We start from the raw sequence: 19,492 nt of genomic DNA on the forward strand, positions 1-19,492 counted from the left end.
CAGCCGTCTGGAAGGTGAGGGCGGGGTTGAACGTGACGACAGCAACGGAGAAACGATGAGAGCAACTCGCAATGTTGCCGCGCTGATGGTCGTGGCGACGCTGGGTACCGGAGTGACCGCCTGCAGCAGCATGAATCGAACGGGGCGGGGTGCGGTGATCGGTGCTGCGGGCGGCGCAGCCGTGGGCGCGGTTATCGGCAACCAGGTGGGTTCCACCGCGCGCGGCGCCATCATCGGCGCGGCGGTTGGTGGTGCGGCGGGGGCCATCATCGGCCGGCAGATGGATCGTCAGGCGGAGGAGCTGGCCGCGAAGATCCCCGGCGCCACCGTGCAGCGGGTTGGTGAAGGGATCGTGGTGACCTTCGACTCGGGGCTGCTCTTCCCCTTCAACTCCACCGAGCTGCTTCCCGCGGGTCGGGAGAACCTGCTCAACCTGGCGGCGAGCCTGCGTGAGAATCCCGAGACCGAGGTGCTCATCGTCGGTCACACCGATGCCGTCGGGTCCGACGCCTACAACCAGACGCTCTCCGAGCGACGGGCCGAGTCCGCCGCCCAGATCCTGGCCGCGAACGGCGTCCCCCGCGATCGCATCCGCACTTCCGGCCGCGGCGAGCTCGAGCCCATCGCCGAGAACGAGACCGAGGCCGGCCGTCAGCAGAACCGCCGCGTCGAGGTCGCCATCTTCGCCAGCGAGGAGTACCGCGAGCGGCTGCTGCGGAACAATCCGGGTGGCGAGTAACGGCAGGGGTGACAAGGTGACAAGGTGGACGGGTGAACGGGTGAACGGGTGAACAAAGCGGAGGCCGGTATCCAGAACGATACCGGCCTCTTGCTTTGATCCACTTCGGGGTGCAGGGGACGAATCTCTCACCTTGTCACCTTGTCACCCCGTCACCTTGTCACCCGTTCACCCGTTCACGTCTCACCTCCCTCTCCCACTCCCTCTCCGCCGCGGCCTGTACGCGCTGGATCAGGGCGCGGGTGTCGGCGAGGCGGGTGCGGGCGGGGGATTGGGTAAGGATCTGCGTGGGAAGGTCGGTCGGCGACATTGCTGTTTCCTTGGAATCCGGGAGCACTTCATCCTGCAGAAATTCTCGGCAGGTGGCGCAAAAGCATGAGTCCCCCGGAGCCGAATCCCGGAAGGGGATCGCTCTTTCCCCGGCAGGACTGGCGAAGCGGGTGAAAATCGGGCTAGGTTGGCGCTGCTCGGACCACCAGTATCGACCTGTTTGTTTCGCATGAAGCGCATACTCACCGGATTCCAACCGTCCGGAATCCTTCATGTCGGCAACTATTTCGGCGCGATTCGCCCGATCGTGGAGATGCAGTCGCAGGGGGAGGTCTTTGTCTTCCTCGCCGATCTGCACGCCCTGACCTCGCTCAAGGACCCTGAGAGGCTCCGGCACTACGTGCGCGAGGCGGCCATCGACCTGCTGGCCTGCGGTGTCGATCCCTCACGCACGATCTTCTGGCGCCAGTCGGACGTGCACGAGCACACGGAGCTCATGTGGGTGCTCCTCACGGTCACGCCGATGGGCCTGCTGGAACGCTGTCACGCGTACAAGGACAAGGTCGCGCGCGGGTTGCCGGCGGGGGCGGGCCTTTTCACCTATCCCGTGCTGCAGGCGGCCGACGTCCTGCTCTATGAGCCGGACCTCGTCCCGGTAGGGAAGGATCAGAAGCAGCACCTCGAGGTGACGCGCGACATCGCCATCAAGATCAACGAGACGTACGGCGAGGTGTTCCGCCTCCCGGAAGCGCATATTCCCGAGGAGATCGCGACCATTCCCGGCGTCGACGGCCAGAAGATGAGCAAGAGCTACGGCAACACTATTGACATCTTCATGGACGAGAAGGCGCTGCGGAAACGGGTGATGAGCATCGTCACCGACTCCACCCCGCTGGAGGCGCCCAAGGACCCGACCAACTCGACCATCGTGCAGCTCTATGCGCTGGTGGCCGAGCCGGAGCAGGTCGAGGTGATGCGCCAGGAGTTCCGCGCCGGCGGGGTCGGCTACGGCCACTTCAAGCAGCGCCTGTTCGAGCAGCTCTGGGAGTACTTCGCCCCGATCCGGGCGCGGCGGCAGGAGTTGCTGGACGACCCCGGCTATGTCGACGCCGTTCTGCGAGAGGGGGGCGAGCGGGCCCGCGCCATCGCAGCGGAGACGATGCAGCGTGTGCGTGAGGCAGTAGGGATACGCTGAGACGTTCGCGGAGAAACGGCTGTCGGCCGTCACCTATCGGCTATCGTTCCGGAACGGCTGGTCCTGGCTCCAGCTGTCGGGTCGACTGGCGGCCTGATACCGGTCCGGACTGTCCGGATCGATAGCTGAAAGCTGATAGCCGGGCGGGACGGTCCCGCGGGGTGGCGGAAGGTACGACTTGTGCGACGCCCGCGCCCTCGAGGAGGGTCATCTAACGAGGAGCGAAAGATGGTGGACGAGGCGCGGGAAGAGCGCGGGGACGACGAGGGAGTTCTCACCCTCGTATGCCTCAAATGCGGCCAGGAGTATTACTTTTCGGACGGTTCTCCCCCCGATGGCATGACCTGCGAGAAGTGCGGCAACGGGGTCTTCCGCGACTTCTACACCCACCAGGTGGGTGACGAAGCGTCGGACGATTTCGAGGACGAGACCGCCCGCGACATGAACCCCGATGATCCCGAAGGGGATACCCTGCCGGGCGACGTACTGGATCTGAACCTTGATTGAACCGCTCGCGGCCACGCCGATGCCCCGCGAGCAGCGGACGGATTCGATGGCCACACCCCTCTTTGTCGGGTGCGCGGTAGCGCTCGTGACTCCATTCAGGCGGGACGGGATCGACGAGGACTGTCTCGCCGAGCTGGTCCGCTTCCACCTGCGCGAGCGTACCGACGCGCTGGTGGTCAACGGCAGCACCGGCGAGGCGGCGACGATGTCGCCCGACGAGCAGCGCCGCGTGGCTGAGGTGGCGGTGAGCGCGACCGGCGGGCAGATCCCGGTGATCGTTGGTGCGGGTGGAGCTGACACGGCGGCCGTGTCGCGCCTGGCGCGGGCTGCTCGCGCGGCGGGCGCGGATGGACTGCTGCTCTCCCCTCCGCCGTACAGCAAGCCACCGCAGCGCGGAATCGTCGCACACTATCGGGCGGTGATGGACGCGGCCGACCTTCCTACCATCATCTACAACATTCCGGGCCGCACGGCGTGCAATATCCTCCCCGAGACGATCGAGGAGATCGCCAGCGACCCGCGGGTGGTCGGGGTCAAGGAGGCGAGCGGCGATATCGCGCAGATCGCGGAGTTGCTGCGTCGGGTGGGTGATCGCCTCGCGGTGTACTCCGGCAACGACGATCAGGTGGTGCCGGTGATGTCTCTGGGGGGCAAGGGTGTGATCTCCGTACTCGCCAACATCGCCCCCGCGGATGCCTCGCGGCTCGCCCACAGCTACCTCGATGGTCAGCTCGACGCCGCCCGCGATCTCCAGCTACGCTACCTGCCGCTGATCCGCACTCTGTTCCGTGAGGCCAATCCGATCGTGGTTAAGGCAGCGGTGCGAGCGCTCGGCTTCAACGTGGGAGAGGTCCGCCTCCCCCTGGTCCCGGTCTCCGAGGAGGTCCGCCGGGAACTGTTGGAGCAGATGCGCGCTGCGGGCCTCCCCGTGGCGGAAGAGGGGGTTTGATGTCGCTGAAGCTGGTGCTGAGCGGCGCGACGGGACGGATGGGCACCGCCCTGCGACGGCTGATCGAAGCGGACTCGGAGCTGGAGCTGGTGGGAGGGATCGATCGGGCCGACGCAGCGGAGCGTGTCGGAGGCGTCCGCGTAGCCCCGCTGGCCTCCTCCGCCGATCTCATCCGCCAGGCTGACGCCGTGATCGATTTCTCGGCGCCAGCGTTCCTGGGCTCGCTGCTGCGCGAGCATTCGGAGTCGCTCGCGGGGAAGGCTCTGCTCGTGGGTACCACCGGCCTGGGCGACGCGGAACGCTCGCTCCTGCAGGCGCAGGCGGAACGCGGCCCGGTGCTGGTGGCCGCCAACTTCAGCGTCGCGGTGAACCTCGTGCTGATCCTGGCCGAGCAGGCCGCTCGGGTTCTCGGCCCCGAGTACGACGTGGAGATCGTGGAGGCGCACCATCGCCGCAAGGAGGACGCGCCGAGCGGCACAGCACTGGCTCTCGGTGAAGCGGTCGCGCGCGGCCGCTCGGTCGAACTGGGCTCGGTGCGCCGCGATGGGCGAAGTGGTCGACCCGGGGCACGGCCGGCGGGGGAGATCGGCTTTCACGCCATCCGCGGGGGCGACCTGATCGGCGAGCACGACGTCATGTTCATCGGTGAGCTCGACCGGCTCACGCTTTCCCATCACGCCGCCGACCGCTCGCTCTTCGCGGCGGGGGCGCTACGTGCCGCCCGCTGGCTGGTCGGCCGCCCTGCCGGGCAATACTCCATGCAAGACGTGCTCGGCCTCGGCTGAATGTGGCTGAATCCGGCGGCGAATCCCCGAACCTACCGTACCCGACCGTGGACGATCTCGCGGTGTGGCTCGGGATGAGTCCCGAGCTGGCGGAGGCGCTGCAACTCGACCTGCTGGGCCGCCTGGTGCTCGCGGCCCTGCTCGGAGGCCTCATCGGTCTGGAGCGAGAGATCCAGGCAAAGCCCGCCGGTCTACGCACCAACCTGCTCATCTGCATGGGGGCGGCTCTGTTGATGGAGGTTTCCGTGCGGGTGGGGGCCAACGTCACGGGTGGCGCGCGGTTGCCCGGTGGCGACGTGATCGGGGATCCGGGGCGAATTGCCGCGCAGATCGTCTCGGGGATCGGCTTCCTGGGCGCGGGGACCATCCTGCAATCGCGCGGCAGCATCACCGGCCTCACCACCGCAGCGACCATCTGGGTGGTTGCTGCGATCGGCATGGCGGTAGGAGCGCACGCCTACGTCGAGGCGATCGGAAGCGCCGTGCTGGTGGTAGTCACTCTCGTGGGGCTGGGCTGGCTCGAGGAGGCCCTGATCCGCCGACAGCGCGCCCAACGGTACGCGGTCACGATTGAGCCGTCCCAGGATCTCATTCGAGCTCTCGAGGAGCGGCTGGCGCAATCCGGCCTGCGTATCGAGTCGCAGTCGTACGAGCGCACGGCGGAGGGCGTCGAAATCTCTCTCGAGCTCTACGGACCCTCCAGGGAGCACGACGCGCTGATTCGCGAGCTGGCGACGAAAGCCGGCGTTCTGAGGGCGCGGCGGGAATCCTGAGCCGCGGATCTCGCCGGCGTGATGCCCGGCCATCGGAGGGCGCTATTTGGCATATCTCCTGCTCGTCGTATTACAGTTCCTTGGTCTCGGGCTGATCGTCTTCGGCCTCCCCGGCTTGTGGGTGGAGGTCGCGGCCCTCATCGGCTACGCGTGGCTCACCGATTTCCGCACGGTCGGAGCTGTCGCCATCCTCGCGGTGTTGGGGATGGCGTTGCTCGCGGAGCTGGCCGAGCTGGTGCTCGGCGCTCGCTTCGCCAGGAAGTATGGTGGAGGCCGGAGGGCGGCCTGGGGGGCGGTCCTCGGTGGGATCGTGGGTGCGGTGGTCGGCCTTCCGCTGCCCCTGATCGGTAGCGTGGTGGGAGCCATGGTGGGCTCGTTTCTCGGCGCCTTCCTGCTCGAGCTTACCCGGCGGAAGGGCGCCGCGCCCGCGCTGCGGGTGGGTTGGGGTGCACTGCTCGGCTGGTGCACGGCCATCGCGCTGAAGGTCGGAGTGGGAATGGTGATCCTCGTCTTCACCCTGGCGACGGCTCTCCGATAGGCGGACTGCGCCGCCGTTCGGGCGAATCGATCCTTCCAGAAAGCGTCCGCACCGATGTCCACCAACGAAGAGCTCGTGACCGTGGAGGAAGGCAAATACGTCTACTGCATCATCAAGAGCCCCAAGCCCCGGGAGTTCGGGCAGATCGGCATTGGTGAGGGGACGAACAACGTCTATACCGTTCACTACGGCGAGCTCGCGGCGGTGGTGAGTGACACGCCGATCCGCATCTACGATCCCACCCGCGAGAACGTGCTGGCGCACGAGTTCGTCAACGAGACGGTGATGCGCGAGTACACGGTGATCCCGATGAGCTTCGGGACGCTGTTCCGCACGGAGGAGGATATCGTCGAACTGCTGAAGTCTACCTATCAGGCCTTCGACGACGTCCTCGAGAAGATGAAGGACAAGATCGAGTTCGGCCTGAAGGTGCTGTGGGACCGGGAGAAGGTCATCGCCACCATCGAGGAGGAGAACGAAGAGATTCGCCGCCTCAAGGACGAGATCAATCGCAGCGCTCAGAGCTCGACCTACTTCGCCCGCATGCAGCTCGGCCGACTCATCGAGGCTGCCCTCGAGGAGGCCGGCAACCGCTACGTACGCGATATCCACGACGCCCTGAAGCCCGCCGCCGTCGCCTCCCGCTCCAACAAGCCGATCGGCGACCGCATGATCCTGAACGCCGCCTTCCTCGTCGAGCGCGACCGCGAGAAGGCTTTCGACGAGGCGGTGAAGGAGATCTCCCTGCGCTACGAGGACCTGCTCACCTTCAAATACACCGGCCCCTGGCCACCGTACAACTTCGTCAATATCAAGCTGAAGCTGGAGAAGGCGAGCGGGTGACGACGATTTTGAATTTTTGAATTCCTGATTCCCAATTCCTGACTGCGAATTACGAATTAGTGTGGGGTTGGCGCCCAGACGTTGCATTCAGGCGAAACTGTCTGGCGCAGCGCATGCGAAACCGGTCTCACAGCCATTTCATTTCCGACTCGCCTTCAATCCGTAATTCGTAATTCGTAATTCAAACGCTCCGCTGCGCTGCCATGGGCTTGCTCAAGCACCTCCTCTTCTGGCCGGTTACCGGGCCGGAGTTCCTCGTGAAGTTCGCGCTGGACAAGGTCCACGGGACGGTGCGCGAGGAGCTGACCAACGACGAGGCGGTGAAGGAGGAGCTGCTGGCGCTGCAGATGCGCCTTGAGCTGGGGGAGATCGACGAGACTGAGTACCTCCGCCAGGAGGGACTCCTCATGGAACGCCTGCGCGAGGTGCGCCGCTGGCGCGAGGAGTTCGGTATGGGAACCGCCGGAGGGCCCGTCAGGGTAGCCCGGGATAATTATTAATTACGAATTACGAATTACGCGCCTTGCCATCTTCCGTGCTACCGCGGCCATCCTCGGTCCGACTCCTGCCTTCCAAAGCGAATCCAACGATGCGGCGGTGGCGGGCTACACACACGATGACAAAGGTAAGTGATTCATAATTCAAATTCGTAATTCGTAATTCGTAATTTGTAATTTGTAATTTTTCAGACCCGATACAAAATTCAAAATTCAAAATTACCTGGTCTGCGGTAAGGGCGGCGTCGGCAAGACGACCGTGGCCGCGGCGCTGGCGGTGGAGCGGGCGGACGCGGGGGAGCGGGTGCTGGTGGTGTCGGTCGATCCGGCGCATTCGCTGGGAGATGCGCTGGGGGTGCGACTCGGGCCGGAACCCACCGCCGTCCCCGGAGTGCGCGGGCTCTCCGCGCTCGAAGTCGACGCCGAGCTGGAGCGGCGGCGCTTTCTCGCGTCGCACCGCGGCGCCCTCCTCGCCCTGCTGGACCGCGGGACCTACCTCGACGCGCAGGACGCTGCCGAACTGGTGGAGCTGACCGTCCCGGGGATGGACGAGTTGGCGGCCCTCTTCCGTCTTCGCGAGCTAATGTCTGGCGGTGAGACGATCATCGTAGACACCGCACCCACCGGTCACACCCTCCGCCTTCTCGATCTCCCCGACCTCGCCAACGCCTGGCTCCAGGCACTGCAGGCGCTCGAGTCCCGCAGCCGGGCGGTCAGCACCGCCCTGGTGGGAGCGTACCAGCCGGACGAGGCCTCGGCGCTGCTGGATCAGCTCGGGCGCGAGCTGACGGAACTGTCCGCGCTGCTGAAGGATCCCGACCGCACGCGCTGCATCCTGGTCACCGGCCGCGAGCCGATGATCCTGGCGGAGACGCTGAGGCTGCAGGAAGAGCTCGCCCGCCGACACATCGCCGTGGAAGCCGTTGTCGTGAATCGCTCGACGCCCGCTTCCGCTCGGATCCACCGGGACGTGCCGGTCTTCTTCGTACCGCCGCTGTCCGAACCCCCTGTCGGGGTGGATTTCCTGCGCGCCTTCGCAGCGCTCCTGCATCAGGATGCTCAGCAACAGGGTGCTCGGGAAGTGCGCGGGAACGCCCCTCTGGCGCGTTCGAGCCTCCATCTGGGCAGCCCGTTCACGCCCCCGCTCGATCGCTCCCTCTATTTCGTGGCCGGCAAGGGCGGGGTGGGGAAGACGACCACCGCGGCCGCCCTGGCCGTCCGTCTGAGTGAGGCGGGAAAGAACGTCCTCCTGCTGGGCGTCGACCCGGCCGGCTCTCTCGGCGACGTTCTCGGGACCGCTGCGGAGGGGGCGGAGTCGCTGCGGCTGGGAGAGCGGCTGGTGGCGCGGCAGCTCGATGCGCACTCCACCTGGGAGGCCTTCCGCGCGGAGTACGAGCAGGAAGCGAAGCGGGTCTTCGCCGCCCTCAGCCCGGGACCGGATCACTCCGGGATCTCCCGCCTCGTGGACCTCGCACCCCCGGGGATCGACGAGCTGTCAGCGCTCGTGGAAGTGGTTGACGCAACGGAAGATCGCCCCTATGATGCCGTCGTCGTGGACTGCGCCCCGAGCGGTCATTTTCTGCGTCTCATGGAGCTTCCCCGGGTGGCCCTGAAGTGGACGCACCAGGCAATGCGGCTGCTGCTGAAGTACCGCGAGGTGGTACCGCCGGGCGGCCTGGGGGAGCGCCTGTTGCGTCTGGCCCGCTCGCTCCGGGTGTTCGAGGGAAGGCTTCGGGACGTCGACCGCACGTGGCTGCTGATCGTCGCGCTCCCCGAGCCACTGAGCGTGGCCGAGAGCGGTCGCCTGTTTACCCGTCTCGGGGAGTTGGGGATCCGGCCGGGGGCGCTCGTCGTCAACCGGCTCTTCGCGCCCGGAACGGCGACGGCGGAGATCCGTAACGACCACGCTGCCGAGCTCTGCCGGCTGGCGGGGGCAACTCCCGTCTTCGCCGCTCCGGCGCTCCCCGAGGGGCCGCGCGGAGTGCACGCGCTGTCTCGGCTGGCGGCCGGCTGGGTCGGTCTGAACAGAGTGCAGGACTGAGGTCGGATCCCCACCCTGGAGGCCTGTGACCGAAGCGATGGAGAACGCGCTGGTCTATCTCTACGGCATCGTACCGGCCGAGGCACCGGAGCCGCCGGAGGATCTCCTGGGGCTGGAAGGGAAGCCCGTGAAGTTGCTGTGCGAAGGGCCCCTGGCCGCGGTCGTGGGGGAGGTCCCGGAGGAGGAGTACTCGGACGAGGTCCTGAACGAGCGGCTCGGCGACCTCGCCTGGGTGGGTGAGCGGGGGATCGCCCACGAGCGGGTGCTGGATTGGTACGCCGAGCGCGGCCCGGTCATTCCGCTGAGCCTCTTCTCCCTCCATCGTGACCTCGATCGGGTCCGTGCGCGGCTCCTGGCGGAGGCGGATCGCGTCCTCCCGCTTCTCGAGCGGCTGCGCGGGCGACGGGAATGGCAGGTGAGGATCTGGCGGCGGGATGCGCGCGTCGCTGAGAGCCTGGAGGAGCTCTCGCCCACGCTGAAGGCGCTGTCCACCGAGATCGAGACTGCCCCGCCGGGGCGCCGCTACCTCCTGCGGAAGAAGCGTGATGCGGCGCGAGCCGAGGAGCTGCGCCGCGTCTCGGAGCGGGTGGCGCACCTCGTCTATGCCGAGCTCGCTAAAATCGCGGAGCGCGAGTGCCTGGTCCCGCGGCCGCACGGCGCGCCGGATTCGGGTCGCGTCCTCGCGCTGGACAGCGCCTGGCTCGTCCCCGAGGAGGTATACCCCGCCTTCCAGCAGCGCCTGGGCGAGCTCGCCGGGGAGTTCCAACCCAACGGCTTCGAGTTCGAGTTCACCGGTCCCTGGCCGCCGTATCACTTCACCGACGTCGATGACGACTGAGGCGGGGAGCCCCCAAGGACGTGACGATCCGCTCGCGCGGGAGATCGACCTCTGGGAGGGAAGCCTGGCCAGCAACGAGCCGCACTCGCTGGTCGACCTCATCAACCGGGTCCTTGACAAGGGGGTCGTCATCACCGGCGATGTGACCATCTCGGTGGCAGGAGTCGACCTCGTCTACCTCGGTCTCAGCGCCGTGCTCACCTCCGTTTCCACGGTGCGGCGGCGCGCTCTCGCCCCGGCGGGCGACGGCGTCGCGGAGCAGGCAAAGCCGGACTCCGAGGTGGAGTGATCACCCTCTTCTGCATCCGCCGCGCGGGTGAAGCCTCGCCGCCACCCGGTCTGTCTGTCCCGGAAGGAGGACCCGTGCGCCTTATCGAGGCAGGTGAGCTCGGCGCCTGGGTTTGCGACGGTGAGCTCCCCAGGCACCTCGACGAGGTCCGGGCCCACGACGCCGTCGTGCGCGCCGCGCTGCGCTCTTCTACTCCCCTCCCGGTTCGTTTCGGGACGACATTTGCGGACGAAGAGGCACTCCGCCGCTCGTTACAGGAGCGGAGGGAGGAGTTACTCGCGGGTCTCCGGCGGGTGGAGGGAAAGGTGGAGATGGGGATCCGGGTGGAGTGGTTGGAGCGAGATCCTCGGGCAGAGCGGCCGGATCGCTCGACCGAGGCGACCGGCGGGAGGCAGTACCTGGAGGCGCGGCGGCGTGAGCTGATGGCGGCCGAGGAGCGACGTTTGCGGGCGGTCGCCCTGCTCGAAGCGGTGGAGCGGCGCATCGGGGTCGACGCCGCGGAGTCGCTCCAGCGGCCGCTCCCCGCGCCGGGGGTGGCGGGGGTCATGGCACATCTGGTGCAACGACAAGGAGTTGCACACTATCGAGCCCGGGTGGAAGAGGTGCGATCGGATTTCCCCGAGGTGACCCTCCACGTGACCGGACCCTGGGCTCCCTATTCGTTCGTATGACCGATTCAGCGGAGCGTGCCGAGCAGGAGGGGACCGGCGGGTCCGAAGAGCGCAGGCGGCAGCTGGCGACCGAGCTCGCGGCGATCGCGGATGCGCTGCCGTCCCGCATCGATCTCGATCCTACTGCGGTGGAGCGGGACCTTTCTCGCCTGGTCCTGACGCTGGTGGAGCTGCTGCGCCGGGTGGTCGAGCACCAGGCGATCCAGCGGATGGATGACCCGGATCTGACGGAGGAACAGGTCGAGAGAATGGGTACAGCGCTGTGGCGCCTCGAGCAGAAAATGCGCGAAATCAAGCAGGTGTTCGGCCTTGCGGACGAAGAGTTGAACATCGATCTTGGCCCTCTTGGCAGGGTCCTCTGACCTTTTCCCCTGTAATCACTTGCCTGAATACGCGCCGCTGTCACCGACGCGCTCCCAGGGGCTGGTCGATGTCCTGGATCGGATCCTGGACAAAGGCCTCGTCATTGCGGGAGACATCAAGATCAATCTCGCCAATGTCGAGCTGCTCACCGTCCAGGTTCGACTGCTCGTCTGTTCCATCGACAAAGCCGAAGAGATTGGCCTGAACTGGTGGAAGTTCGATCCGGCGCTTTCGCTTTCCGGCAGTACGCACGGCCTGCTGGCAGAAAACCGGGAGCTGCGTGCCCGGATCCAGCAGCTGGAAGAGCGGCTCGACCGTCTGGGCACCGGGGCCGATGCTCCACAGAGCCGCCCGCCGGCGGATTGAGGAAGTCGCAGGTGGGCGCCTCCCCAGCGGAGCGCCCTCTTTCACACATCCCGGGATAGGCAAGCGATGGCCGTAGAAAGAGCACCTGGCGGCACCAGTCTGATCGATGTACTGGACCGTGTGCTGGATAAGGGGATCGTGATCGACGCGTATGTGCGCGTCTCACTGGTGGGGATCGATCTGGTGACCGTCGAGGCCAGGGTGGTCGTCGCATCGATCGAAACGTATCTGAAATACTCCGAGGCAGTCGGGCTGATGCCGCCGCGCACCGGGCGCGAGCTCGGCGCGGGCTCAGCCATGCAGAGCGAGATGGATCGCCTCTCCGCTGAGAACGCTGCCCTGCGGAGACAGCTGGAGGACCTGAGCTGAGACTGTGACCCCACCCGCACACCGCGTCGGCGATGAGGAATTGCTCGGGCGGTTGAGTCGGGCCCGAGATCTCCCTGAGGCGCTCTCGATTCTCTTCGACTCCGTCCTGGAGCCGCTCGGAGTCGAGCGCGCGCTCGTGCTCGTGGAGGACGAGGAGGAGCTGCGGGGCACGATCTCCATGGGGTGGGACCACCGGGTCGTTCCCAAGGTCGTGGTTCCGCTCAGCGATCCCTCCCACCCGCTGGTGCAGGCGTACCGCTCGGCGGCTTCAAGCGAGATCGACTTCGATCCTCGCGTCGATGGGTGTCCAGCGGGTCGCTACCAGGTCTTCCCGCTGGGCGCCCAGGGCGGCGCCGACGAGCCTTTTGCGGTGCTGCTGATCGGGCCGCAGCCCCTCCCCTTCGAGAAGACGGAGCAGCTCACCGCGCAGTTCGAGCGGACCTCTCCGCTGCTGTCGCGCCTCGCCGAGCTGGATCGGCTACGGCGAGGACGCGAGGAGATCGAGCAGCAGCGCGACCTGCTGACGACAATCGTCAACGCGCTCCCCGACCCGGTCCTCATCACCGACGCCGACAACCGCATCCTGCTGGAGAACCGGCGGGCGGAGGCGCTCTTTACCAGCGCAGAGGGGGATAGCGACGGCCGCCGACGTGCCGTCGAGATCAACAACCTGCTCTTCTCGTCGTTCCTCACCCGCTCGAATGTCTCCGGTAACGGCGCGAACAGCCGCGAGCTGAACCTCGTGGATCCCACGGAAGGCGGCGACCTGCTGTTCGAGGTCCTCACCACGCCCCTGCCCTCCGCGCTGGTGGGAGACCGGGCGATGGTCTCGGTGCTGCGCGACGTGACCGATCTGAAGCGGGCCACCACCGAGCTCGAGCACCAGTTCAAGCGCCTGCGGCAGGCCGAGCTCAAGGCGCGACGCGAGCGCGACCGGCTCAACATGATCCTCGAGAACGTCGGGGATCCGATCCTGGTCACGGACGATCAGTCGAACATCATCCTGATGAACCGCGAAGCGGAGCGCCTCTTCGAGGCCCCGCCCAATAGCGAGCTGAACTCGAAAGTCCGGCAGGACGTCCGGGCAAACGACACCAAGTTCTCCTCCTTCATCTCCGACTTCGCCCTCAGCCCGGATGCCACCCGTACCATCCAGATCAACCTGACCGAGCCGGAGAGCGGGCAGGAGTTCCCCGCCGAGGTGGTCTCGGGCAAGGTCTACAACGAGCGCTCCGAGATGGCCGCCATTGTCTCGGTCGTACATGACCTCACCAAGGCGGTGGAGAACGAGCGCCTGGCCAACGAGCTCTCCGGCCTCAACGAGAGCCTGGAGGATCGGATCCGGGCGGCCACGGAGGAGCTGGAGGAGCGGAATCGTCAGCTCCAGTGGCAGAGCCAGGAGCTGGAGCGCGCCTATCGGCTCAAATCGCAGTTCCTGGCCAGCATGAGCCACGAGCTGCGCACGCCGATCAACGCCCTGCTCGGCTACACCTCGCTGATGCGGGACAAGATCTACGGCGAGCTCAACCAGCGGCAGGACGAGGCGCTCACCCGCATGTACACCGCGAGTCAGCACCTACTGGAGCTGGTCAACGACATCCTCGACCTGGCCAAGATCGAGGCCGGCAAGATGCCGGTGCACGTGGAGCCGGTGGACGTGGCGCAGCTGGTGAGGGAGCTGTCTCAGACCATCGAGCCGATGGTGCGCCGCAAGAACCTCGACTACCGGGTCGACCTCGCGGACGACATGCCGATCCTGGAGACGGATCGCACCAAGGTGAAGCAGATCGTGCTGAACCTGCTCTCCAACGCGGTCAAGTTCACGCACCAGGGTTACATCGGCATCACCGCTCGCCGGGCGCGGGACGACGACGGCGTGATCCTGGAGGTGATTGACACGGGGATCGGCATCAAGGAAGAGGACCTGCCGAAGATCTTCGAGGATTTCCGTCAGGTGGACCAGTCGTCCACCCGCGAGTACGGCGGCACGGGGCTGGGCCTTTCGATCACCAAGAAGCTCCTGCACCTCCTGGGCGGCACGATCCGCGTGAGTTCAGCGCCGGGGAAGGGCTCCACCTTCACGCTCTGGCTGCCGAAGCGGAGCGAAGAGATCGTGCTCGACGAAGAGGTGGCGCGTATGGCGCGAATGGCCAACGACGCCATCCTGACCGACGACGAGTAAAGCGGTGGGCTCCCGCGCGGAGCCGGGCGCGCACCACCCGAATCACTTGCCCGCGCCCCAGGCGGGCGGCTAGATTCCCCATAGGATACACCCATGAGGGCGGTCCCACCAATCGGGCGGGGCCGCCCGGTTTTTGTGCGGGCACGGAGTACGCTGCGAAGGGGCCTGTCGCCGAGCGTCGCGCCGTTTCGCGCATCTCAGCGGCCTCCACGGAGGACTCTCATCTGCCGACGGAACGTCAGAAATGAAGCATCGTTGTACGGTGATCGTGGGCTCCCAGTGGGGGGACGAGGGGAAGGGGAAGATCGTCGACGTCCTCGCCGAGGAAGTCGAGATCGTGGCCCGCTACCAGGGTGGAGCCAATGCGGGCCACACGGTGCACGTGGGGGAGGAGGAGTTCGTCCTTCACCAGATTCCCTCGGGGATTCTGCATCCGCGGCGGCGGTGCCTGCTGGGCAACGGGGTGGTGCTCGATCCCTTCCAGCTGTTCGAGGAGCTGGATGCGCTGATCGCGCGCGGCGTGGACGTGGACGGCCGCGTCGGGGTAAGCTTCCGCGCCCACCTGCTCCTTCCCTATCACAAGATCCTCGATCGCGCGGCCGAGGAGCGCCGGGGCATCGACCGGATCGGGACGACCGGGCGCGGCATCGGTCCGGCCTACGAGGACAAGGTGGCGCGGCAGGGGATTCGCGTGGCGGACCTGCGGGATACCGTCCGCGCCGAGCGCCTGCTGCGTGCCGCGGCCGAGCGGGTGAATGCCCGTCTGGAGGGGATGGCGACGAACGAGCGTGTCGACGCCGATCAGCTGGTCTCCGACGTGATGGGAATCCGGGAGCGCCTACTCGGGCTCGCGCTCGAGACCGGGCACGTGATCTATCAGGCGATCCAGGAAGGGCAGCACGTGCTCCTGGAGGGAGCGCAGGGCGCGCTCCTGGACGTGGATCACGGGACCTATCCCTACGTCACCTCCTCGAACACCACGGCGGGAGGCGCGGCGCTGGGGGTGGGAATCGGGCCGACCGCCATCGACGCCGTGGTGGGCGTGGTGAAGGCCTACACCACCCGTGTCGGGCAGGGGCCGCTTCCGACCGAGCTTCCCTCGCCGATGCAGGAGCAGGTGCGGGAGCTGGGCGGGGAGTACGGGGCCACCACCGGCCGTCCGCGCCGGTGCGGCTGGTTCGACGCGGTGGTGGTGCGATATGCCGCCCGGGTGAACGGCCTCACCGGCCTGGCAGTGACCAAGCTGGACGTGCTCGACACCCTGCCCGAGCTCCACATCGCCACGGGCTACAAGGCAGGCGGCGAAGTGTTGCACGAGTTCCCCGCCGACCTGGGCCTCCTGGCCGAAGCGGAGCCAATCTACGAGACGATTCCCGGCTGGCAGTCGTCCACCGCCCACGCCCGTACCTGGGACGAGCTTCCCGAGGGCGCCCGCGCCTACCTGCGCCGCATCGAGGAGCTCACCGGGGTGCCGATCTGGTATGTGTCGGTGGGGACGAGGAGGGATCAGATTATTCATGTGGAGGAGGCGAGAAAGTAAAAGTAGGGGAGGGGCCGTATGCCAGGAGGTTGATGAAGGGGTAGCCTAGGAGCCAGGAGCCAGAAGCCAGAATACGCTCCCGCTGATTCTGATGGCGCGCGGCTCCGACTTCTCAGGTAGGTTCGGCTGCGGGGCGCCAGGCGGGCGTCGGTGCCCCTGCTCGACTGGTTATCGGGCTTGGTTTCCTGGCTGCGGGGCTTCCACCGCTTCTTCGGGTTCTTGATTCTGGCTCCTGGCTTCTGGCTGCTGGCTTCCCAACTGGGCAAGTAGAATTTCAACGAATGTCCGATCCCCTACGCCACATCAAGCCCCAGGTGCGGGCTCTTTCGGCATACACGCTCCGGCACTACGAGCCGCGCATCAAGCTCAACCAGAACGAGAGCCCGTACGATGTGCCGGCGGAGCTCAAGCGCCGCCTGCAGGAGGAACTGGCGGAGCGGCCGTGGAACCGGTATCCGCCCTTCGTGGCGGAGAGCTTCATCGGGGCGGTAGCCGAGGCGATGGACTGGCCCGCGGACGGGATCCTGGTGGCCAACGGTTCCAACGAGTTGATTCAGGCGACGCTCGCCGTGGTGGTGGGTCCGGGTGTGTCCGTGGTCATCCCGGAACCGACCTTCACCCTCTACCGGCTGATGACGGAGGTCAACGGCGGCACCGTGCGGTCGGTTCCGCTGCGGCCGGACCTGAGCTTCGACGTGGATGCGGTGATCGCCACCGCCAGGGAGTCGGACGCGGCGGCGGTGGTGCTCTGCACCCCGAACAACCCGACCGGCGCGGCGCTCACGCGCGAACAGATCCTGCGCGTTCACCACGAGACCGAAGCGTTGGTCCTCCTGGATCAGGCCTACGTGGAGTTCGGCGGCTTCGACGCGCGGCCCCTGCTCGCGGAGTGTCCCCGACTGCTGCTGCTGCGCACCTTCAGCAAGGCAATGGCGCTGGCGGGGCTGCGCGCGGGCTACCTCCTCGCCGATCCGGCGATCGTGCGCGAGGTGAACAAGGCCAAGCTGCCTTACAACATCAACTTCTTCACCGAAGCGGTGGCCGCGGGCGTTCTTCGCCACCGTGCCCTCCTCCAGCCGCAGGTGGAGGAGATGCGCGCGCAGCGGCAGCGGATCGAGCGGGAGCTCTCGCGCCTCCCCGGCCTGCGCGTCTTCCCCAGCGAGGCGAACTTCGTTCTCTTTCGGGTGGAGTCGGCGCGGATCGACCACCACGATGTCTTCACCCGCCTCCTGGAAGGGTCCGGCATTCTGGTGCGGGACGTGTCGCGCTACCCGATGCTGGAGCGCTGCCTCCGGGTGAGCGCCGGCACTCCGGAGGAGACGGGGGAGTTCCTGCAGGCGATGGCGGCAATCATGGAAGAGGGAGGCGCATGATGGGCAGAGCGGCAGAGCGCTCGCGCGACACGCGCGAGACGAAGATTCAGGCCCGGGTCGAGCTGGACGGGTCGGGCACCGCGGACGTCCAGACCGGGATCGGCTTCTTCGACCACATGCTCCAGGCGCTTGCACGTCACGGGATGTTCGACCTGTTCGTGCGCTGCGACGGCGACCTGCACATCGACGGTCACCACACCGTGGAGGACGTGGGGATCGTGCTCGGCGGCGCATTTGCGGAGGCGCTGGGCGACAAGCGGGGGATCGTCCGCTACGCCGATGCCACCGTGCCTCTCGACGAGGCGCTGGTGCGCGCGGTCGTGGACGTCTCCGGTCGTCCCTTCCTGCATTTCGACGTCCCGGTGCCGCCCGGGCAGCCTCGCATCGGCGATTTCGACGCCGCCCTCTCCGGCGAGTTCTGGCGCGCCTTCGCGACGGAGTCGCGGATCACCCTGCACCTCGACGCCATCCGCGGAGCGAACGCGCACCACCTGGTCGAAGCCACCTTCAAGGCGGCGGCCCGGGCGCTCGACCGCGCCACCTCCATCGACCCCCGTCGCGCCGACGCAGTCCCCTCGACCAAGGGAGTTCTTTGAGCGCGCGTGTCACCATCCTCGACTACGGGGCCGGGAACATCCGCTCGGTCGTCAAGGCGTTCGAGCACGAGGGGGCGACCGTCACACTCACCTCCGATCCTGCCATAGCCGCCGCTGCGCACCGGCTCGTCCTGCCAGGCCAGGGACACTTCGGCCAGTGCATGGAGCAGCTGGAGGCGCGAGGACTGGCCGACGCGGTACGGAGCGTCGTAGCCGCGGGTCGGCCCTTCCTGGGGATCTGCGTGGGGATGCAGCTCCTCTATGAGGAGAGCGAGGAGGCTCCCGGTGTACGCGGTCTCGGCTTTCTCTCGGGGCGGATACGGCGGATCCCCACCGATCGACCGCTCCCCCACGTGGGATGGAACGCTGTCCGCTTCACCGAGCGGGCGCTCAGCGACCCCCTGCTCTCCGGCGTCGCCAGCCAAGAGCCGCGCTACTTCTACCACGTGCACAGCTTCGCTCGCCTGGAGCCGACCTCCGACGAGCTGCTCGGCGAGTGCGAATACGACGTCACCTTCGGCACGATCGTGGGCGGCGACAACGTCTGGGGCGTGCAGTTCCACCCTGAGAAGAGCCAGGAAGACGGGCTCAAAATTTTGCGGAATTTTGCAAGTCTGTGACGCGAATTTTGAATTATGAGTTTTGAACTTTGAATTGGAGCGTTGTTTGAGAACCCTGCTTCGGCCGGTAATTCGTAATTCGTGATTCATAACCCGTAATTTCAACCTTCAATTCAAACTTCAAAATTCATAATTCAAAATTTTGACGCGTATGTCCCTCCGCTTCTTCAAGGCTCACGGCCTGGGTAACGACTACATCGCCCTCGAGCTGGAGGAGGTGCCGTTTGCCCTTCGGACGCAGGCGATTCGGTTGATCTGCGACCGGCACCTGGGAGTCGGGTCGGACGGGATTCTGGCGCGGACCGGGAGCGGGGTGGCGGACTTCGGCGTGCGCATCTTCAATCCCGATGGGTCGGAGGCGGAGAAGAGCGGCAACGGTCTGCGGATCTTCGCGCGCTATCTGCTCGGGCGCGGGGAGGTGGAGGTGGGACGCGCCTTCACGGTCGAGACCCTGGGAGGGGTGGTGCGGATGGTGGTGCTGGCGCAGCACGAGGACTCCGCCGACGTCGAAGTCGAGATGGGGCGTGCCAGCTTCCGCAGCAGCGCGGTCGGCCTCGTCGGACCGGATCGGGAGGTGCAGGGCGAGCTGCTCGAGCTCGAGGGTGGAGATCGGGTCGCGATCGACACCGTCTCCATCGGCAATCCCCACTGCGTCGTCTTCCAGGACGAGGTGGACGTCTCCGATCTGCGTCGAAGGGCTCCGCAGATCTCCACCCACCCCTGGTTCGAGCGAGGGACGAACGTTCAGTTCGCCCGGGCTGCCGGGAGGAGTGTGGTAGAGGCGTGGGTCTGGGAGCGCGGAGCAGGGGAGACCCATGCATCCGGCTCGAGCGCCTGCGCCGTCGCGGCGGCTGCGGTGCGGCGGGGTCTCGTCAGTTCCCGGGAGGTAGAGGTACGCATGCCGGGGGGAACTCTTTTCGTGCGTGTGGGGGAGGATTGGGAGCTGGTGCTGCGTGGCCCGGTGGAGGGGGTGTATGAGGGGGTGCTTCTGCCGGAGATGCTGGAACGCCTCAGCGGGGCTTAGGGGGTCGCCTGCGGCGGGCTTTGCGGGGTGATGCAGGAGGATGATGATCGCCGTTGGCTTCGAGAGCCGGCGGTTCGGTCCTGTTCGCGCTGGTGCCGGGCCACTCGCGCCACGCACCAAGTCT

The 19,492-nt window shown here is 66.8% G+C and carries 23 protein-coding genes; 22 read left to right on the top strand and 1 reads right to left on the bottom strand.

Translation table 11 applies throughout. The annotated features are described in order from the left end of the window. Positions 1-55: 55 nt before the first annotated feature. Positions 56-739: an OmpA family protein gene (locus VF167_06530; GenBank protein ID HEX6925066.1), complete on the top strand. Its 684-nt coding sequence runs from the start codon at positions 56-58 to the stop codon at positions 737-739. A 160-nt stretch (positions 740-899) separates the two neighbouring features. Here VF167_06530 and VF167_06535 read toward each other — a convergent pair whose 3' ends face one another. Beyond that, entirely contained in the window at positions 900-1,049 is a 150-nt protein-coding gene (locus tag VF167_06535) for a hypothetical protein (protein ID HEX6925067.1), read from the bottom strand. Positions 1,050-1,238: 189 nt separating this feature from the next. On the opposite strand from VF167_06535, the gene trpS reads away from it, so the two are divergent. From trpS to dapF, 21 genes are all read left to right on the top strand, one after another. Then, complete coding sequence (trpS, locus tag VF167_06540; protein ID HEX6925068.1) at positions 1,239-2,204, top strand: tryptophan--tRNA ligase; 966 nt, start codon at positions 1,239-1,241, stop codon at positions 2,202-2,204. A gap of 228 nt (positions 2,205-2,432) precedes the next feature. Continuing rightward, positions 2,433-2,711: a hypothetical protein gene (locus VF167_06545; protein HEX6925069.1), complete on the top strand. Its 279-nt coding sequence runs from the start codon at positions 2,433-2,435 to the stop codon at positions 2,709-2,711. Further along, positions 2,704-3,660 carry a 4-hydroxy-tetrahydrodipicolinate synthase gene (gene dapA, locus VF167_06550; protein ID HEX6925070.1) on the top strand — a complete coding sequence of 319 codons (957 nt, stop codon included), beginning with the start codon at positions 2,704-2,706 and terminating at the stop codon, positions 3,658-3,660. The genes VF167_06545 and dapA overlap by 8 nt, the downstream gene beginning before the upstream one ends. Further along, positions 3,660-4,445: a 4-hydroxy-tetrahydrodipicolinate reductase gene (gene dapB / locus VF167_06555; GenBank protein HEX6925071.1), complete on the top strand. Its 786-nt coding sequence runs from the start codon at positions 3,660-3,662 to the stop codon at positions 4,443-4,445. The genes dapA and dapB overlap by 1 nt, the downstream gene beginning before the upstream one ends. Positions 4,446-4,492: 47 nt before the next feature. Next, entirely contained in the window at positions 4,493-5,218 is a 726-nt protein-coding gene (locus VF167_06560) for an MgtC/SapB family protein (GenBank protein HEX6925072.1), read from the top strand. A gap of 46 nt (positions 5,219-5,264) precedes the next feature. Beyond that, positions 5,265-5,756 (top strand): DUF456 domain-containing protein, encoded by a 492-nt coding sequence (locus VF167_06565; protein HEX6925073.1) that lies wholly within the window; start codon positions 5,265-5,267, stop codon positions 5,754-5,756. 54 nt (positions 5,757-5,810) lie between these two features. After that, a complete protein-coding gene (locus VF167_06570) occupies positions 5,811-6,599 on the top strand; it encodes a GvpL/GvpF family gas vesicle protein (GenBank protein HEX6925074.1) in 789 nt (262 codons plus the stop codon). A gap of 203 nt (positions 6,600-6,802) precedes the next feature. After that, on the top strand, positions 6,803-7,099 hold the full coding sequence (locus VF167_06575; GenBank protein HEX6925075.1) for a gas vesicle protein GvpG: 297 nt from the start codon (positions 6,803-6,805) through the stop codon (positions 7,097-7,099). A 220-nt stretch (positions 7,100-7,319) separates the two neighbouring features. After that, entirely contained in the window at positions 7,320-9,137 is a 1,818-nt protein-coding gene (locus tag VF167_06580) for a TRC40/GET3/ArsA family transport-energizing ATPase (protein HEX6925076.1), read from the top strand. Between the two features lie 25 nt (positions 9,138-9,162). Beyond that, complete coding sequence (locus VF167_06585) at positions 9,163-9,975, top strand: GvpL/GvpF family gas vesicle protein (GenBank protein ID HEX6925077.1); 813 nt, start codon at positions 9,163-9,165, stop codon at positions 9,973-9,975. Beyond that, entirely contained in the window at positions 9,965-10,264 is a 300-nt protein-coding gene (locus VF167_06590) for a gas vesicle protein (GenBank protein HEX6925078.1), read from the top strand. Before VF167_06585 ends, VF167_06590 begins: the two co-directional genes overlap by 11 nt. After that, a complete protein-coding gene (locus VF167_06595) occupies positions 10,261-10,935 on the top strand; it encodes a GvpL/GvpF family gas vesicle protein (GenBank protein ID HEX6925079.1) in 675 nt (224 codons plus the stop codon). The genes VF167_06590 and VF167_06595 overlap by 4 nt, the downstream gene beginning before the upstream one ends. After that, positions 10,932-11,297 (top strand): gas vesicle protein K, encoded by a 366-nt coding sequence (locus VF167_06600; protein ID HEX6925080.1) that lies wholly within the window; start codon positions 10,932-10,934, stop codon positions 11,295-11,297. Before VF167_06595 ends, VF167_06600 begins: the two co-directional genes overlap by 4 nt. Further along, positions 11,272-11,664, top strand: a complete 393-nt coding sequence (locus tag VF167_06605) for a gas vesicle protein (GenBank protein ID HEX6925081.1) — start codon at positions 11,272-11,274, stop codon at positions 11,662-11,664. The genes VF167_06600 and VF167_06605 overlap by 26 nt, the downstream gene beginning before the upstream one ends. Before the next feature lie 66 nt (positions 11,665-11,730). After that, positions 11,731-12,033, top strand: coding sequence for a gas vesicle structural protein GvpA (gene gvpA, locus VF167_06610; protein ID HEX6925082.1), 303 nt, complete (start codon positions 11,731-11,733; stop codon positions 12,031-12,033). Positions 12,034-12,037: 4 nt separating this feature from the next. After that, the gene (locus VF167_06615) at positions 12,038-14,215 is read left to right on the top strand and encodes an ATP-binding protein (protein ID HEX6925083.1); all 2,178 of its coding nucleotides are present in this window, start codon (positions 12,038-12,040) and stop codon (positions 14,213-14,215) included. 244 nt (positions 14,216-14,459) lie between these two features. After that, the gene (locus tag VF167_06620) at positions 14,460-15,755 is read left to right on the top strand and encodes an adenylosuccinate synthase (protein HEX6925084.1); all 1,296 of its coding nucleotides are present in this window, start codon (positions 14,460-14,462) and stop codon (positions 15,753-15,755) included. A gap of 281 nt (positions 15,756-16,036) precedes the next feature. Further along, positions 16,037-17,128, top strand: coding sequence for a histidinol-phosphate transaminase (gene hisC / locus VF167_06625; GenBank protein HEX6925085.1), 1,092 nt, complete (start codon positions 16,037-16,039; stop codon positions 17,126-17,128). After that, positions 17,125-17,724, top strand: coding sequence for an imidazoleglycerol-phosphate dehydratase HisB (gene hisB / locus VF167_06630; protein ID HEX6925086.1), 600 nt, complete (start codon positions 17,125-17,127; stop codon positions 17,722-17,724). The genes hisC and hisB overlap by 4 nt, the downstream gene beginning before the upstream one ends. Continuing rightward, complete coding sequence (hisH, locus tag VF167_06635; protein ID HEX6925087.1) at positions 17,721-18,344, top strand: imidazole glycerol phosphate synthase subunit HisH; 624 nt, start codon at positions 17,721-17,723, stop codon at positions 18,342-18,344. The genes hisB and hisH overlap by 4 nt, the downstream gene beginning before the upstream one ends. Positions 18,345-18,495: 151 nt before the next feature. Further along, on the top strand, positions 18,496-19,368 hold the full coding sequence (gene dapF / locus VF167_06640; protein ID HEX6925088.1) for a diaminopimelate epimerase: 873 nt from the start codon (positions 18,496-18,498) through the stop codon (positions 19,366-19,368). The last annotated feature ends 124 nt before the right edge of the window (positions 19,369-19,492 follow it).

This window comes from Longimicrobiaceae bacterium (assembly GCA_036375715.1).
Lineage (GTDB): Bacteria > Gemmatimonadota > Gemmatimonadetes > Longimicrobiales > Longimicrobiaceae > DASVBS01.